Here is a 14761-nt window from a genome sequence, read left to right as displayed (position 1 = left end):
GTATCGGCATCAGCGCCACCGTCGGTATCGGCATCAGCGTCATCGTCGGTATCGGCATCAGCGCCATCGTCGGTATCGGCAGTGCCGAAGAAGACCGTTGCCACAGGTTCCGCGGCAGGGGTCTCATTCGCCGCAGACGTGACTGCCGTTGTCTCTTCGTTGATGGGCGTTGCCATCTCCGTCAGCGTGGGGGGTTCGCTCACGAGGGGAGCAGGCCTCGCTGTGACCTCTTTCTCCTCGGAGGCAGCCGCCGGGGCGGGATCCGCCGGCATCCTTGCGGTGACGGACTTTTCATCCCCGGTTTCCGGGAGAGCGGACGCGAACGGGGCAGCCATGCCGATACAGAGTGCCAGAACCAGAAACACGGGGAGAAGGCGCCTCAACGAGGCCACTCCCGGCACCTCTGCTGTTCTGCTGCAGACGACGCGAGGCTCTATCACCTGTCCAGATCCTCTCTTCATGAGAGTGTCATGGAGCCCGGGCAAGTATAAATAATTTCCTGATTGGAGGCCGCCTGAAACCCCCTGCGGGGAACGGCTCTGTCAGAAGATGCCCCGGCACCCGTAGTCTCTCCAGATGCGGCACCCGGCAGGGCAGGAACGAAGAAATCCGCTCTCGATGAGAGAATACAGAACTACGACAAAAAGAGAGGGGGTTCAGGCCATCTCGTTCTGCGCCAGCTGGACATCGGCGATGTCGTGCTGCCGCTGTGCAAGAACCTTTGCCTTGAAGATGTTCTTCCCCGCTTTGCCGATGGCAAGGCCCCGGTCCTCATCCCGAACCTCAACGAGGGCGACCTGCTGGTCCTCCTCGTTGGTGTCGAAGTCGATAGCGGTGACCTGAGCCGGGAGGAAGCAATTCCGGAGGAACTGACCGGGGTCCGCGGAGTATTCCACGACCTCGATCCTCTTGCCCATCACATCGGATGCCTTCTTGATGCTCGACCCGCTCTTACCGATGGCAAGTCCCATATCGCCGGGGTTGATCACGAATATGATGCGCTCATTGCGGTTGTCAACAATGCAATCGCGGCTCCCCGCGCCGGTGAGGCTCTCGAACTGCGAAATGAGGCGCATGCACTCTTCAGTCAGCACGACCTGTGGCATTGTCTACACTCTCGCAACATTCAGGATATCGGATTCACCTGGCTCGACCACGGCAAGGGCACTGACGACGTAGGGCATACCGCAGGCTTTCCCGAGCTGGACACTCGAGCCCTCGTAGACGTAGACAGGGATATCGATCTCTTTCACGATATTTTTGACGGATTCGGGGCTGTTTTTGGCCACCACGACAAGTTTGGCCTTACCTTCCTCGATGCATTCCTGGGTCTTGTTCTGTCCGAGGAACACTGTACCAGTCTTCACGGCTTTGCGTAGTGAAGCATTAAAGTCCATATTATGATTCTCCTAGATTTTCAGGTTTGTGGGTTTTGCGATGAGTTTCACATCACCGGTGCCGAGCTGAATGGGCTGGCCCACGATCACGTTCTCGGTGACACCGTTCAATTCGTCCACCTCGTTCGCGATTGCTGCATCGAGCAAGTGGTTGACCGTTACCTCGAATGCTGCCCGGGAGAGGACGCTCTCCTTCTCACCGGCAATACCGTGCCGGCCGATCTGCTTGACCTCGCCGTCCATGCACATCATATCGGCGACGAGCATGATATGACGGACATCGACGCCGATACCCTGTTCGTTCAGGGTGCTCAAGGCCTCCCGGATGATCGCGTCCCGGCCTGCCTCGATCCCGAGGACATCGGCGATCTCGCTGATGTTGTTGCTCCGGGTGCGGGAGGTATCGACTCCCTCGACTTCGAAGACATCTTTTAGGTTGGAGCCCTCAGTATAAAGGATATACTCTCCGCCCTCCTTTCTGGCGACGACCCGCTCGATATCGTCGATACCCTGGACAATGACGTTCCTGACATGTTCTGCGAGCTGGAAGAGGTTCTGGTAGCTCTCTCGGTTCTTGGGGGTGAATGTGAGCGACACCTTCTTCACGTCTCCTTCGACATCGAAGTCGCGGAAGTGCCGCTTCTCCCGGATCTTCCTCGGTCCCACCTCGAAGATCTCCTCCACCCCGATCTTCCGCCGGTCGCAAACCGACTTGTTTAACAGGACGAGGACCTGCATGTTCTCCATGTCGATGGTGATGTCTCCGAACTCATGAAGCGGCGCGGCCTCGATCTGCCAGCTCACCTCACGGGCGCGGTCACGGTTGAACGCCCAGTCGTCCTTCAGGTGGACCGCCATCGTGGGGGTGCTCGGCTCCCGCCGGGCATCCATGATCTCGATGAGGCGGGGAAGACCGAGGGTAACGTTGATCTCGGCCACACCCGCGTAGTGGAAGGTTCGCATCGTCATCTGGGTGCCGGGCTCGCCGATGGATTGTGCCGCGACGACGCCGACCGCCTCGCAGGGCTCGATCCGGCTCTTCTTATACTCGGAGAAGACCATCGTGAGGATCCGGTCGAACTGCTCGTCGGTGAGGTCCTTCCCTGTAAGGCTTGCCTTCAGGTCTTCCCGGGTCCGGTAAGGCAGATCGAGGGCATCGATCCGCTGCTCCATATCGCTGTTCACTTGACCTCCTCCTTTAAGACGCTCTCCACGATGCCTTTCACGTCCACCGGGGCGCCGTAACTGCTCCTGCCGGGGTCGGTCCCGTCCTCGCCGTAGCAGAACTGGATGATTCGGCCGCCCGTCGTCCGGACGGTGCCGTCGTATGCCACCTTGAGGTCCTGCAGGGCGTTGATCATCCGCCGCTGCAGGTACCCGCTCTGCGACGTCCGGACCGCCGTGTCCACGAGACCTTCACGCCCACCGATAGCATGGAAGAAGAACTCGGTGGGGGTGAGGCCGCTCTTGTAACTGTTGGTGACGAACCCGTGCGCCTCTGCACCACGGTCGTTGCGCCGGAAGTGCGGCAGGGTCCGGTCCTCGTAGCCACGCACGATCCGCTCGCCACGGACAGACTGCTGCCCGAGACACCCGGCCATCTGCGTCAGGTTCAGCATCGATCCACGGGCACCGGAGACCGCCATCACCACGGCGGTGTTGTCCATACCAAGGTGCCGCCCGGCGATCTCACCGGTGCGGTCACGGGCCTTGCCGAGCACCTGCATGATCTGCATCTCGAGCGTCTCCTCAAGTGTCCGTCCCGGCATCGGCTCGAGTTGCCCCTCGTTGTAGATCTTGATCCGGCGATGGACGTCGCTGAGAGCGCCGCTCAACACCTCGTCGATCTGGCCGTACTCGGTCCGGGTAAGGTCTTCGTCATCGATGCCGAACGAGAACCCCTTGAGCATGATGCCCCGAATCGAGAGCTTGGTCACGTCGTCGATGAACCGGGCAGCACGCTTCATGCCGTGCTGCCGTATGATCCGGTGCAGGATCTGGCCGTCGAACGCGCCGATCCCCTTCTTGTCGATGGTGCCCATGAGCAGGTTTCCGTCGACGATCCGGACGAACGCATCGTTTTCGCAGAGCTCGCGCTTGCAGGTCTCGCAGTTCTGGCACGACGAGGCGTGGAAGACCATGTTCAGGTCATCGGGGAGGACGAGCGAGAAGACCTGTTTGTTGGTCCAGAGAGGGTTCCCGTTCTCATCCAGTCTGTCCGGCTCGGGCAGGTGCTCGACGGACATATGCTGAATGAGATAGAGTGTCGTCTCCTTGTCGAAGTGGCGAACCGTGTGCGTCAGGAGGAAGATGCCCGAGATGTGGTCGTGGATACCGCCGATGATCGGGCCGCCGGTCCTCGGTGAAAGGATGTTCGCCTGCACCGAGACCAGAATCTCGGCCTCGGCCCGCGCCTCCTCGGTCTGCGGGATATGCAGGTTCATCTCGTCGCCGTCGAAGTCGGCGTTGTAGGGCGGGCAGACGGCCGGGTTCAGCCGGAAGGTCTTCCCATCCATCACGACGACCCGGTGGGCCATGATGCTCATCCGGTGCAACGAGGGCTGCCGGTTGAAGAGGACGATATCCGCATCTTTCAACTGCCGCTCCACGGTCCAGCCGGGCTCGATCATCTCCGCGACCGTCTCCAGGTTTACGTCGGACAACCGCACCCTCCGGTTGTCGGGCCTGATGGCGTAGTTCGCGCCGCAGGGGGACCGGGTGGTGGGACGCCCGGGGCCGTTCAAGACATACTGCCGCATCTCCTCGAGATTGAACTGGGTCACCCGGATGGGAAGGGTCATCTCGTTTGCAATAGCAAGCGGGATGCCGACCTCGCCTATCGAGAGGTTCGGGTCGGGCGAGATCACAGTACGGGCGGAGAAGTTCACACGCTTGCCGGAGAGCGAGCCGCGGAAACGGCCTTCCTTCCCCTTGAGACGCTGCGACAGGGTCTTTAACGGTCGGCCGCTCCGGTGCCGCGCAGGCGGGCACCCCGCCACCTCGTTGTCGAGGTAGGTGGTGACATGGTACTGCAGGAGTTCCCAGAGATCCTCGATGATCAACTGGGGCGCGCCGGCGTCCTGGTTCTCCTTGAACCGCTGGTTGATCCTGATGATGTCCACGAGTTTGTGGGTCAGGTCGTCCTCGGACCGCTGCCCGTTCTCGAGAATGATCGAGGGGCGCATCGTGACCGGCGGGACCGGGAGGACGGTGAGAATTGTCCACTCCGGCCGCGCGACATCAGGGTTGACCCCCAGGGCCCGCAGGTCCTCGTCCGGGATCTTCTCGAGGCGCGCCCTGATGTCGGCCGGGGTCAGTTTGTGCTCAACCTTCCGCCCTTCCTCCACGAAGACCTCGGAGAAGGTCGTCGGTTTCTCGAAGTTGATCTTGAGTTGCTGCTCCCCGCAGTGGGGGCAGACCCGTTCTTTCTTGATATCTTTCTCTGATACGACCTCAGATGCGAGATCGCTGTCTTCGGGCCCGACGATCTTCTCGACCTCTTCGGCCGTCATCAGCAGGCGGGAACAGGACCGGCAGGTCACCCGGAGGAGTTTCCGGATCAGCCGGGTGTAGCCGACGTGGATGACGGGCTTCGCGAGTTCGATGTGCCCGAAATGACCCGGACAATCGGCCGCCTTCTGGTCGCAGGTCTTACACCGGAGGCCGGGGTCGATGACGCCCAGGTTCAGGTCCATCAGGCCCTGCGGGTAGGGAAACCCGTCGTCATCATAGGTGTCCGCCCAGATGATCTTCCGGACGCTCATTTTACGGATCTCCTTCGGGGAGAAGAGCCCGAACTCGATCCTTCCAACACGTTTTGGACTGGTCATAGTTTGATTGCGCCCCCTCTCTTATACCATATCGTCGAGTCTCAGGCGGGGAGCGATGCCCATGCTCTTCATCTCGTCAAGAAGGAGCTTGAATGCGTAACTCATCTCGACAGGGTAGATATCCGTCTCGCTGCCGCAGGCAAGGCACCGCGTGATCTTTCTCTTCCGGTCGAGCATCGCCACCATACCGCACTTCGCGCAGACCCACTGGGTCACCTTGTCCGACTCGTCGAGCAGCCGCTCTTTCAAGGCCATGGCCGCGCCGTGGCCGATCATCACATCCCGCTCCATCTCACCGAACCGGAGACCACCCTCGCGGGCACGCCCTTCGGTCGGCTGGCGGGTGAGCACCTGCACGGGACCGCGCGACCGCGCGTGCATCTTGCTCGATACCATGTGATAGAGTTTCTGGTAGTAGATGACGCCGATGTAGATGTCGGCAGCGAACTGCCGCCCGGTGATACCGTCGTACATCACTTCGCGGCCGCTGTGAGCAAATCCGAGTTCCTTGAGCGAACTCCTGAGCTCCGCTTCGCGCTCGCCGCGGAACGCGGTCGCGTTGATCCGGCGTCCCTCGAGGGATCCGACCTTACCGCCCAGCATCTCGAGCATATGTCCGATGGTCATACGGCTCGGGACCGCGTGGGGGTTGATGATCAGGTCGGGCGTCATACCCGACTCGGTGAACGGCATATCCGCCGAAGACTGGATCAACCCGATAACACCCTTCTGACCATGCCGGGACGCGAACTTGTCGCCGACCTCCGGCACCCGGAGGTCACGGGTCCGGACCTTCACGAGGCGCGAGGAGTTCTCGCCCTCGGTGATGATGACCGTATCCACGATACCGTGCTCGTTGCTCCGCATCGTGACCGAGGTGTCGCGTCTTTTTTCGACGGCGATCAACTCGCTCGTCGGTTCTTCGAGGAACCTCGGCGGAGAGGTCTTCCCGATCAGCACGTCTTTCTCGCGGACGACCGTCTCGGGGTTGATGACGCCGTCGATATCGAGGTTCGCGTAGTACTCGGCACCGTGCGCACCGGAGACCTCTTCATCCGGAACCTGGATCCTGTCGACCTGGCCACCGGGGTAGCGCCGCTCCTCGCCGTCATAGGTGCGGAAGAAATGCGAGCGCCCAAGACCACGGTCGATCGAGGCCTTGTTGATGACCAGCGCATCTTCAATATTGAAGCCTTCGTAGGAGATGATCGCGACGACGAAGTTCTGGCCTGCAGGCCGGTCGTCGGAGCCGATCACGTCGGAGGTCTGGGTGTAAGTGAGGGGTTTCTGGACGTAGTGGAGCATGTGCCCCCGGGTGTCGGGGCGGAGTTTCATGTTCGAGGAACCGAACCCGAGCGCCTGCTTGACCATCCCTGCGCCCATCGTGACACGCGGACTGGCGTTGTGTTCGGGGAACGGGACGTGCGCCGCACCGATACCCAGGATGAGCGAGGGGTCGATCTCGAGGTGGGTGTGCTCGAGGGTGAGGTCCGCCTCGTTGATGGCGATGAAGAGATCCTCCTCCTCCTCGGCATCGACAAACTCGATCGCGCCCTTCTTCACCACGTCTGCAAAGGTCATCTCGCCGCTCTTGATGAGTTCGAGATCGCCCTCGGTCACCAGCGCTTTGCCGTCCCTGACCACGATCAGGGGCCGGCGTGCTCTCCCACGATCGGTGTGGATGATGACGTCGTTGTTGAACTCCTTGTAGGAGACGTTGACCTCTCCGGGGATCTCGCCGCGCCGGCGCATATCGCGCATCCGCCCGACCAGGTCCCGGGGGTCGTCCACGAGCCCGATCAGGGCACCGTCGACGAAGACGCGTGACTGCCTCATGCCGTCTCCCTCCGGAGGGCGATGACGCCCATATCGTACAGAATGTTCTTCACTTCCTCTTCGTCGAGAACGCCCTTACTGATCTCGACCATCTGGGCGAAGTTCTTCACCAGGCCACAGTTCGGACCCTCAGGAGTCTCGCTCGGGCAGATCCGGCCCCACTGGGTGGGGTGCAGGTCACGGGCCTCGAAGTGAGGCTGGGAACGGGAGAGCGGGGAGATCACGCGTCGGAGGTGCGAGAGCACCGCCATGTGGTCGACCCGGTCCAGGAGCTGCGAAACACCGGTGCGCCCGCCCACCCAGTTGCCGGTGGCAAGCGGGTGGAGCAGCCGCTCGGTCAGGACGTCCGCACGCACCGCGGTCCCGATCGAGAGGTCGCGGTGGCGCATGCTGGCCCGCTCGAGTTGGTACTTCACGTCCCTTGTCAGACGGTTGAGCGAGATCCGGAAGAGGTCTTCCATCAGGTCGCCGGCAAGTTTCAGCCGTTTATTCGAGTAGTGGTCCTTATCGTCGATCCGGCGCCTATCAAGTACCAGGTCGAAACAGGCTTCGGCCATGCGGCCGAGGAAGTGCGCCTTTGCAAGACGGACACCCTCGACTGCCGACCGGTAGCCGGGGTCCTCCTCTTTTAAGCCCACCGGCATCAGGTAATTTAAGTGCGGAAGGAGGTAGTTGTCGAGGACGAACTCCGCCCGCTTCCTCTGGTAGTCCCTGGTCTGGTTGGGGGCGAGTTTCTTTCCGACGTACATGACGCCGTCGTCGACGGTGTCGCACTCGCTCTCCTCCAGGTTCTGCATCATGAAGGTGAGGATCTCCTCATCGGTCGAGACCGCCTCCACGATGTCGTGGTCGCCCTGGAGCCCCAACGCCCGCATCAGGTCGACGAAACGGAGGTGCCCGGCGACCGAGGGGAACGAGACCTCGAGCAGGTTCTTGCGGTTCCGCTCGACGATCACGAGCGCCCGGTAGCCCCGGTACTGCGAGAAGACCTTCGCCACATAGATCCGCTCGTTGTAGCGCTCGGTGAACTCGGTCATGATCTTGTTCGAGGCGAGGTCCTCAAGCGTCATCAGCACGCGCTCGGTGCCGTTGACGATGAAGTAGCCGCCGGGATCGAGCGGGTCCTCGCCGTGCGCGGTCCGCTCGGCATCGCTCAGGTTGTAGAGGTTGCAGGCGGCCGAGCCCACCATCACCGGCAGCTGCCCGATGATGGTGACGATCGGATCCTGCGGCTCCTCACCCTGGACGAGCGTCATCTCGAGCTGGATCGGTGCCGCATACGTGAGGTTCCGGAGGCGTGCCTCGCTCGGGAAGAGCTCGGACTGCGACCCGTCCGCCTCACGGACCCGGGGCTTCTTCACCTCGATCGTGCCCAGTTCAACCCATACAGCCTCTTTACCTTTCCCACGGGTCTCAATATCGGTCTCGATGACACGTTGTTCATCAACGACTTTCTGGAGGTTGTGCAGGAGGAAGTTATTATAAGAGTCTAACTGGTGACGCGCCACATGCTCCCGTGAAAAGTATGCTCTCGATAAAACACTTCTATCTAACAGATGGATCAGCTCCCCGGCCTTTGCATTATTTCTTTGGTCTCTTCACGACGAGGCGGTAGGCCTCTGCCCTGCCTGCCGTGCGACTGTCACGAGTAATCCTGATGACGTTCCCGACATCGCCGCCAATAGCTTTTACTGCCGGGTCGTCATGGTAAATTTTCGGCAGTTGCTCTAAAGAGATATGGTACGTCGCAAGAAGATCCTTGGCCTCTTCGCCGTCCATAATCTGATGGTCCGGAACCATCTCATGACTGAGTACGTCAAGTGAGGTGCCCATCGGCCTACACCTCACCGACGAAAGAGTTGCGTATCAGAATGCATCACCTTATCAAAATCCATAGACATCGCCCATGGCAACGGGCCCAAGGGGATTTGAACCCCCGACCACCTGGTTAAAAGCCAGGCGCTCTACCTAACTGAGCTATAGACCCCGCGCGTACTGCCATCCAGCATTATTACAATGCAAGAATAGTATAAAAACATTCCTTTCGGGCGTATCATATAATTCGCAGTCTAACGATATAAATCTTTCAATTCTCCTCTCGCCAGGGGCCCACCGGAATATTTAATGCCCGGGGGATAACCTGTTCATATACGTATTCTCCCGGATCGGGGTGCCCGTATGACTTCTTCTAAAATCCGTGTCGATACAGCCATATCCGCCATATCCGGAGTAACGCTGGCGGTATACCTGCTCATCGCCGCCTCACTCTCCCTGCTCGCGATCTTCTCCTTCTACGACGTGGTCCTGGAATTGGCGGCGTTCATCCATGCCGAGGACATGACGCAGGGTGTGCTCCAGGTGCTGCACGCGCTCCTCCTGACCCTCATCATCGTAGAGATCCTGGAGACCGTGACGGTTTACTTCAGAACCAACCGGGTGCAGGTGACGCCGATCCTGGTTGCGGGCATCACCGCGATGGTGCGGCGGGTGCTGACCTTCGGGGTCGAGCCCGTCACGCCCATCGACATCGGCATGACGCTTGTCGCGATCCTCGTGCTGACGATCGCTATCGTCTATATCGGACGAATGGAACGCACGGAGAGTTATTAGGACAGAAGCGGCCCGCGCGGCCCGGGCATCTGCACGGCTCCGAACCGGCAACGATAGGAAGGCGCACCCGGAGCGGGCGCACAGACACAAAAGAAAGGTTCTTGAAAGCGAGGGAAGAGAGGAAGGATCACCGTGCCTCGAAGATGTCCGCGAACTGGGCCCGGACCTCATTCAGGCGCTCTTCCTGGAGTTTGATGCTCGCCGCCATACTCTTGATGGCTCTCGTGATGCTCTCACCCATTCCCACCCGGGCATCCTTGATGCTGTAGGTGGTCTCCAGGATCTTCAGGAGGCGCCTGTTGATATCGACGCTCTTTGAGAGGCGTTCATACTCATCGATGATCCGGGGGTCCACGCCGGCTTCGCGCGCCCGCTCGATATCGGCAGCGATGGAGTGCCGGCGCGCCAGCACATGTTCGATGGCGTCGTAGAGCTGGTGGTGGGTGGTGGGCTTGAGGATATAGTCCTCAATGTAGGCGCCGTACTCGTTGGCCTCCTCCGGGGTGAGGGGTTTTGCGGTCAACATGAGGATAGGGATATCACGCGACGTAGGATTGGTCTTGATCTTTCCGAGGGTCTCCCAGCCATCCATCGGCTCCATCATAATATCCAGAAGGACCAGATCCGGCGGGGTTTTATTCAGGACTTCCAGGCACTCCTCACCGCTAAAAGCGGTGATTGGCCGATAGCCACCACGCTCCAGCATGGTAACAAAAACGTCGACGATCATGGGACTATCATCGACGACCAGTATCGTATACATCACGCCACCCCTCCAATCCTGATTGCTATATCCGACAATTGCCTCTGTACTGTAGAGAGGTCCGCAGACTTATCTATTACCGCTGCGATCAGGGCGGCCTCTTCTGCGCTTACGATGAGGATTGCAGAGTCGGATGCAGCGATGGTGACCATGGACGGCCGCTGGATACGGACACTACCGCAAGCGGCCTCTGCCGATGCAAGAACCGTTGCACACATTGCCGCGAAGAGGGGCGATGACAGGCTGCCTTCCCGGGAGTACTTACAGAGAACGACACCCTCACAGGATACGAGAGCGCATGCGACGACACCGGGGATAGACCTGATCTCATTGACGTATCTCCGGGCATCCTCTTCCATCAAGGGATAGTTATTCATATGGCTGACCCCGGTCCACCTTCAATAGACATATCTGCGTCGCATCATATATGAATATCGAATAAGCCTCGGCCCGAAGATGCCGTTACCTACAATTTCGTCGCAATAGAGTGGCAATTCCGGCTGCTGGCGGGGGTAAGGCATCACTGATAGCGCGCACTGTAAGGCTCCGGACCGGTCGACGGGGCGACGCCGGTGAACGGAGACACTCACGGTACCTTATGACGGAATCGCGAAGAGACCCGCCGTCCCACATCGGCCGGATCCGCCCTATCAAGAGCACCTGCGTCGGCTAAAACATATTTTGGTCTCCAGACGGGGAAGAGCAAACGAATAGGTTTAAATTTGACGACTACTATCTATCCTTGAGACGGTTTTAGATGATCAGGGCCTACACCATCGCCTCCGGGAAAGGAGGAACCGGGAAGACGACCGTGGCTGCGAATCTCGGAACGGCACTGGCTCAGTACGGCAGGGAGACCTGCGTCGTCGATACGGATATGGGTATGGCCAACCTCGGACTGGTGCTGGGGCTCGCAGAGACACCGGTCACGCTCCACGAGGTCCTGGCAGGGAAGGCGTCGCTCCAGGATGCCATGTACGAAGGGCCTTACGGCCTCAAGGTCGTGCCGAGCGGCCTGTCGCTCCAGGGGTTTCAGAACGCAGACCCGCAGAGGCTCAAAGAGGTGGCGCGTGAACTTACAGATCGCTGCGATTACCTGTTCTTTGACGCGCCTGCCGGCATCAGCACTGATGCCGTCATACCCCTCGCCGTGGCGGACGAGGTACTCCTGGTGGTGAACCCTGAGATCTCCTCGCTCGTGGACGCCCTGAAGATCAAGATCCTGACGGAGACGATCGGCGGTACCGTCGGAGGGGCCATCCTCAACCGGGTAACGCCAGAAAGCACCGAGATGAGCCGGAGAAAGATCGAGCAGACCCTCGGCGTCCCGATCATCGATATGATCCCCGAGGACGCGGACGTGCGGAGGGCGGCAGCGGCGAGGACACCGGTCGTCGTCAGGTCTCCGGGATCCGAATCGTCGAAAGCATTCCGGAAGATCGCAGCCTCGTTAGCGGGCTTCCCTGTTGAGAAGGAGCCCGGACCCACTCAGGAAGGCTTTATCGAACGGCTCGCCCGCGCACTATTCAGGAGAGTATCATATGATTGACATAAACGCCATTATGATAGTCCTGCTCTCAGTAACCATCATCTGCCTGCTGTTTATTATGTACGTCATGTACGTGCGTATCCAGCAGCTCCTTACCGAGGTCGCCTCGTTGACGGGCAGGATGGAGCTTACCGGCACCGAACTGGAACAGTTGACACGGAATGTCGAGGAGTTCAAGAGAACGCGAGGATAAATTTCCCATCTCCGCTCTCCCAAAAGCGAAGATATATGTGTGATTCCCTCACATAGTATAAGGGAGGGGCCATAGGGTAGCCTGGCCATCCTAGGAGACTGGGGGTCTTCTGACCTGCGTTCAAATCGCAGTGGCCCCATCGTACCATTTTTCTCTTCTCGAATAGAAGGATCTGCAGCATGAGATTCTATAAGGGCTGCACGGATTGTCTGATCTCTCGAGTCGAATACGAAAGCAGGCTCTGCATCGACGATACGGCGCGTATTCAGAAGATCGTCGGGGCGTGCCGCGACCTCCTCCGGTGCATCGCCGCCGACCCGGTGCCGGCACCCGTCATTGCGAGCCGGGTACACCGCCTCGCCTACCGGATGATCGGCGACGCCGACCCCTACCGCTCCCTGAAGGAGGCAAACAACGAGGATGCTGCAGCGGTCTCTCTGGCGGTACGCGGCGACCTCTCGACGTTCCGCGACCTTGCGCTCGCGGCGGTCATCGGCAACACGCTGGACTACGGCTCAAAGGCCCACACCGTCACCGACAACTTCGTTGAATTCTTCCGCCGGGAGTTTGCGGCGGGGCTGACCGTCGACGATACCGGCGCGATGGAGGGTCTCACAGACCGGGTGGTCTACCTCGCCGACAACTGCGGGGAGATCGTCTTTGACGCCCTTCTCGTCGACTACCTCAAGGAGCACGGGTCGCACGTCACGTTTGCTGTCCGGGGCGCGCCGATCTTAAACGACGCAACGATAGAAGACGCGGTGGCGCTCGGACTCGACCGCCGGGCGGACGTGCTTGCCGCCACCACGGACGGCATCGCCGAACTTGGCCTCAACCGCGAGCTCGCCCCGCCGCCCCTTACCGATGCCCTGGACCGAGCGACGCTCATTATCGCCAAGGGCATGGCGAACTACGAGTCGCTCTCCGACTGCCGCGACCTGCCTCCTGTGGCTCACCTGATGTCGGTCAAGTGCGGCCCGATCGGTGCGGACATCGGTATTTCCGTCGGCTCCCGGGTCGCCCTCCTCCGGGAGTGAACGTCCAGGCGAGCGCGTGCGGCCGGAGGAGGCCGGACGAGATGGCCTGGCCCCACGATTATATATATGGATATCGGTCAGACGTTCCCTGCATTTGGGGTAGCCTCCGGAAAAAAGGAAGTATTACAGGACCTCATTTTGTATTCAGGCGGATATATTACCACGCATATTTATTAGAAAATATTATATAATGCGCACTATAGATACTGGATCGGGGAAAACCACACCCAGCGATCATCAGTCATTCAATTCCATCAGCAATCACCACGAACAACCACCTACCACACCCACCCAAAGCACACATACAAGCGTTCGGTCAGGGGCAGGCCGGGTACGGCGCCCTGCACCAATGTTTCAGCGACCACAAGCGAGATTACACCGGGCCATGAATTCTTCGGGTGTGGCCCCCCACCCTCATTTCATGAGACCAGACCCACCTCATTTTTAGGATCGTAGCAGGCTAATCCCCGCCATTAAAATGGCGGGATACAGCCGTCTACAATCATAAATAGTATATACACATGGTGCATATTTACTCTTGTAATGGTCAAACAAGAGCAGTGGATAAGTGCGAGAGGATGCGTATACAATGTCAATTATCATTACGTATGGTCGGTGAAATATCGCCGTAAAGTATTGACGGGTAAGATTGTAAATACGTTGAAAGAACTGCACGAATCCATTGCACAGGACAACGGGATTATTTTACATATGCAAGAGATAATGCCCGATCATGTTCATCTGTTTATCACGGCACATCCAAAGTTCGCACCTGCCACGATTGTAAAAATTATGAAGGGTGTAACTGCGAAAAAACTCTTTGAAACGTATCCAGAGTTACGGAAAGTATTATGGAAAGGTCATCTATGGAATCCATCGTATTACGTTGGAACCTGTGGTGATGTAACGAAGGATGTAATTCAAGGATATATTGAAACGCAGAAGGTGAAGTGATACATGGAAGTCAAAGCGTATCGTTATAGACTATATCCGACAAAGAAACAAGTTACGTGTCTCAAGCGTACGCTTGACATTTGTCGGTGGGTGTATATCAATACGCTTGCCATGCGGAAGAACACATGGGAAACTGATAAACAAACTTCATATTTCGAAACAAAGCGCCAGTTGCCAATATGGAAACGTGAAAAACCAGAATTAAAAACAGTGCATTCGCAAGTGCTACAAGATGTTATGAAACGTGTTGATCTTGCACTTCAAGCGTTCTTTCGTCGCGTAAAGAACGGGGAGAATCCCGGTTATCCACGGTTCAAAGGATATGGACGTTACGATAGCATCACGTATTCGCAGTCAGGGTTTCACCTAAATTCCAATATTATCGGATATTTGACGATATATGAGTTGGTTGATGTGCTTAATAATTAAGCGAATCGGCCCCCTGTTTAGATTGTTAGAATATGGCCATTTTGTTGATATTTTGGATAAATTTGACCAAATTGGAGGGTAGTGCTCAGGGTAAAATAGCGCATGTGCTTAACTCACCGGGAACTCAGGGTTGTACGGTCGTTCTTGTTAATCCAAAACAGAC

14 protein-coding genes, 2 tRNA genes and 1 pseudogene are annotated in these 14761 nt (G+C 58.5%); 6 read left to right on the top strand and 11 right to left on the bottom strand.

What is annotated here, in order from left to right; all coding sequences use genetic code 11:
• From PLN84_RS10730 to PLN84_RS10690, 9 genes and pseudogenes are all read right to left on the bottom strand, one after another.
• Nucleotides 1–461 (bottom strand): annotated as a pseudogene (locus PLN84_RS10730) (hypothetical protein); the annotation flags it as partial.
• Between the two features lie 195 nt (nt 462–656).
• Complete coding sequence (locus PLN84_RS10725) at nt 657–1106, bottom strand: NusA-like transcription termination signal-binding factor (protein WP_292383127.1); 450 nt, start codon at nt 1104–1106, stop codon at nt 657–659.
• A 3-nt stretch (nt 1107–1109) separates the two neighbouring features.
• Complete coding sequence (locus PLN84_RS10720; RefSeq protein WP_292383129.1) at nt 1110–1397, bottom strand: 50S ribosomal protein L30e; 288 nt, start codon at nt 1395–1397, stop codon at nt 1110–1112.
• 12 nt (nt 1398–1409) lie between these two features.
• On the bottom strand, nt 1410–2582 hold the full coding sequence (rpoA2, locus tag PLN84_RS10715) for a DNA-directed RNA polymerase subunit A'' (protein ID WP_348532062.1): 1173 nt from the start codon (nt 2580–2582) through the stop codon (nt 1410–1412).
• Nucleotides 2579–5227, bottom strand: a complete 2649-nt coding sequence (locus PLN84_RS10710; RefSeq protein ID WP_292383133.1) for a DNA-directed RNA polymerase subunit A' — start codon at nt 5225–5227, stop codon at nt 2579–2581. The genes rpoA2 and PLN84_RS10710 overlap by 4 nt, the downstream gene beginning before the upstream one ends.
• Nucleotides 5228–5248: 21 nt before the next feature.
• Nucleotides 5249–7063 carry a DNA-directed RNA polymerase subunit B gene (rpoB, locus tag PLN84_RS10705; RefSeq protein WP_292383135.1) on the bottom strand — a complete coding sequence of 605 codons (1815 nt, stop codon included), beginning with the start codon at nt 7061–7063 and terminating at the stop codon, nt 5249–5251.
• Nucleotides 7060–8619 (bottom strand): DNA-directed RNA polymerase subunit B'', encoded by a 1560-nt coding sequence (locus PLN84_RS10700; RefSeq protein WP_292383731.1) that lies wholly within the window; start codon nt 8617–8619, stop codon nt 7060–7062. Before PLN84_RS10700 ends, rpoB begins: the two co-directional genes overlap by 4 nt.
• Nucleotides 8620–8644: 25 nt before the next feature.
• Nucleotides 8645–8896: a DNA-directed RNA polymerase subunit H gene (locus tag PLN84_RS10695; protein ID WP_292383136.1), complete on the bottom strand. Its 252-nt coding sequence runs from the start codon at nt 8894–8896 to the stop codon at nt 8645–8647.
• 80 nt (nt 8897–8976) lie between these two features.
• Nucleotides 8977–9050: transfer RNA gene (locus PLN84_RS10690), tRNA-Lys, on the bottom strand.
• 191 nt (nt 9051–9241) lie between these two features.
• Between PLN84_RS10690 and PLN84_RS10685 the strand changes: the two genes are divergently transcribed.
• Nucleotides 9242–9673 carry a phosphate-starvation-inducible PsiE family protein gene (locus PLN84_RS10685; RefSeq protein WP_292383137.1) on the top strand — a complete coding sequence of 144 codons (432 nt, stop codon included), beginning with the start codon at nt 9242–9244 and terminating at the stop codon, nt 9671–9673.
• A 127-nt stretch (nt 9674–9800) separates the two neighbouring features.
• Here PLN84_RS10685 and PLN84_RS10680 read toward each other — a convergent pair whose 3' ends face one another.
• Together PLN84_RS10680 and PLN84_RS10675 are read right to left on the bottom strand one after the other, a co-directional pair.
• Nucleotides 9801–10436, bottom strand: coding sequence for a response regulator (locus PLN84_RS10680; protein ID WP_292383139.1), 636 nt, complete (start codon nt 10434–10436; stop codon nt 9801–9803).
• Nucleotides 10436–10813, bottom strand: a complete 378-nt coding sequence (locus tag PLN84_RS10675; RefSeq protein ID WP_299953582.1) for a roadblock/LC7 domain-containing protein — start codon at nt 10811–10813, stop codon at nt 10436–10438. The genes PLN84_RS10680 and PLN84_RS10675 overlap by 1 nt, the downstream gene beginning before the upstream one ends.
• Before the next feature lie 380 nt (nt 10814–11193).
• Here PLN84_RS10675 and minD point away from each other — a divergent pair, with 380 nt between their 5' ends.
• The 5 genes from minD to tnpA all read left to right on the top strand — a co-directional run bounded on the left by minD (nt 11194) and on the right by tnpA (nt 14169).
• Nucleotides 11194–11985, top strand: a complete 792-nt coding sequence (gene minD / locus PLN84_RS10670) for a cell division ATPase MinD (RefSeq protein ID WP_292383143.1) — start codon at nt 11194–11196, stop codon at nt 11983–11985.
• The gene (locus PLN84_RS10665; RefSeq protein ID WP_292383144.1) at nt 11978–12178 is read left to right on the top strand and encodes a hypothetical protein; all 201 of its coding nucleotides are present in this window, start codon (nt 11978–11980) and stop codon (nt 12176–12178) included. Before minD ends, PLN84_RS10665 begins: the two co-directional genes overlap by 8 nt.
• 65 nt (nt 12179–12243) lie before the next feature.
• Nucleotides 12244–12317 (top strand) — tRNA-Pro (locus PLN84_RS10660).
• Nucleotides 12318–12357: 40 nt separating this feature from the next.
• Nucleotides 12358–13215: an ARMT1-like domain-containing protein gene (locus PLN84_RS10655; protein ID WP_292383146.1), complete on the top strand. Its 858-nt coding sequence runs from the start codon at nt 12358–12360 to the stop codon at nt 13213–13215.
• 543 nt (nt 13216–13758) lie between these two features.
• Nucleotides 13759–14169 (top strand): IS200/IS605 family transposase, encoded by a 411-nt coding sequence (tnpA, locus tag PLN84_RS10650; protein WP_292383148.1) that lies wholly within the window; start codon nt 13759–13761, stop codon nt 14167–14169.
• The last annotated feature ends 592 nt before the right edge of the window (nt 14170–14761 follow it).

It is taken from the genome of Methanoculleus sp. (genome assembly GCF_035363275.1).
GTDB lineage: Archaea > Halobacteriota > Methanomicrobia > Methanomicrobiales > Methanoculleaceae > Methanoculleus.
Note: the sequence above shows the minus strand (reverse complement) of the source record. Positions and strands in the feature narration are given on the sequence as shown.

Bases quoted from the DNA above. Each gene is read 5' to 3' on its own strand.
- PLN84_RS10725 (WP_292383127.1), bottom strand. From the start codon at position 1,106: ATGCCACAGGTCGTGCTGACTGAAGAGTGCATGCGCCTCATTTCGCAG.
- PLN84_RS10720 (WP_292383129.1), bottom strand. From the start codon at position 1,397: ATGGACTTTAATGCTTCACTACGCAAAGCCGTGAAGACTGGTACAGTG.
- PLN84_RS10710 (WP_292383133.1), bottom strand. From the start codon at position 5,227: ATGACCAGTCCAAAACGTGTTGGAAGGATCGAGTTCGGGCTCTTCTCC.
- rpoB (WP_292383135.1), bottom strand. From the start codon at position 7,063: ATGAGGCAGTCACGCGTCTTCGTCGACGGTGCCCTGATCGGGCTCGTG.
- PLN84_RS10695 (WP_292383136.1), bottom strand. From the start codon at position 8,896: ATGGGCACCTCACTTGACGTACTCAGTCATGAGATGGTTCCGGACCAT.
- PLN84_RS10685 (WP_292383137.1), top strand. From the start codon at position 9,242: ATGACTTCTTCTAAAATCCGTGTCGATACAGCCATATCCGCCATATCC.
- PLN84_RS10680 (WP_292383139.1), bottom strand. From the start codon at position 10,436: ATGTATACGATACTGGTCGTCGATGATAGTCCCATGATCGTCGACGTT.
- PLN84_RS10675 (WP_299953582.1), bottom strand. From the start codon at position 10,813: ATGAATAACTATCCCTTGATGGAAGAGGATGCCCGGAGATACGTCAAT.
- minD (WP_292383143.1), top strand. From the start codon at position 11,194: ATGATCAGGGCCTACACCATCGCCTCCGGGAAAGGAGGAACCGGGAAG.
- PLN84_RS10665 (WP_292383144.1), top strand. From the start codon at position 11,978: ATGATTGACATAAACGCCATTATGATAGTCCTGCTCTCAGTAACCATC.
- PLN84_RS10655 (WP_292383146.1), top strand. From the start codon at position 12,358: ATGAGATTCTATAAGGGCTGCACGGATTGTCTGATCTCTCGAGTCGAA.
- tnpA (WP_292383148.1), top strand. From the start codon at position 13,759: ATGGTCAAACAAGAGCAGTGGATAAGTGCGAGAGGATGCGTATACAAT.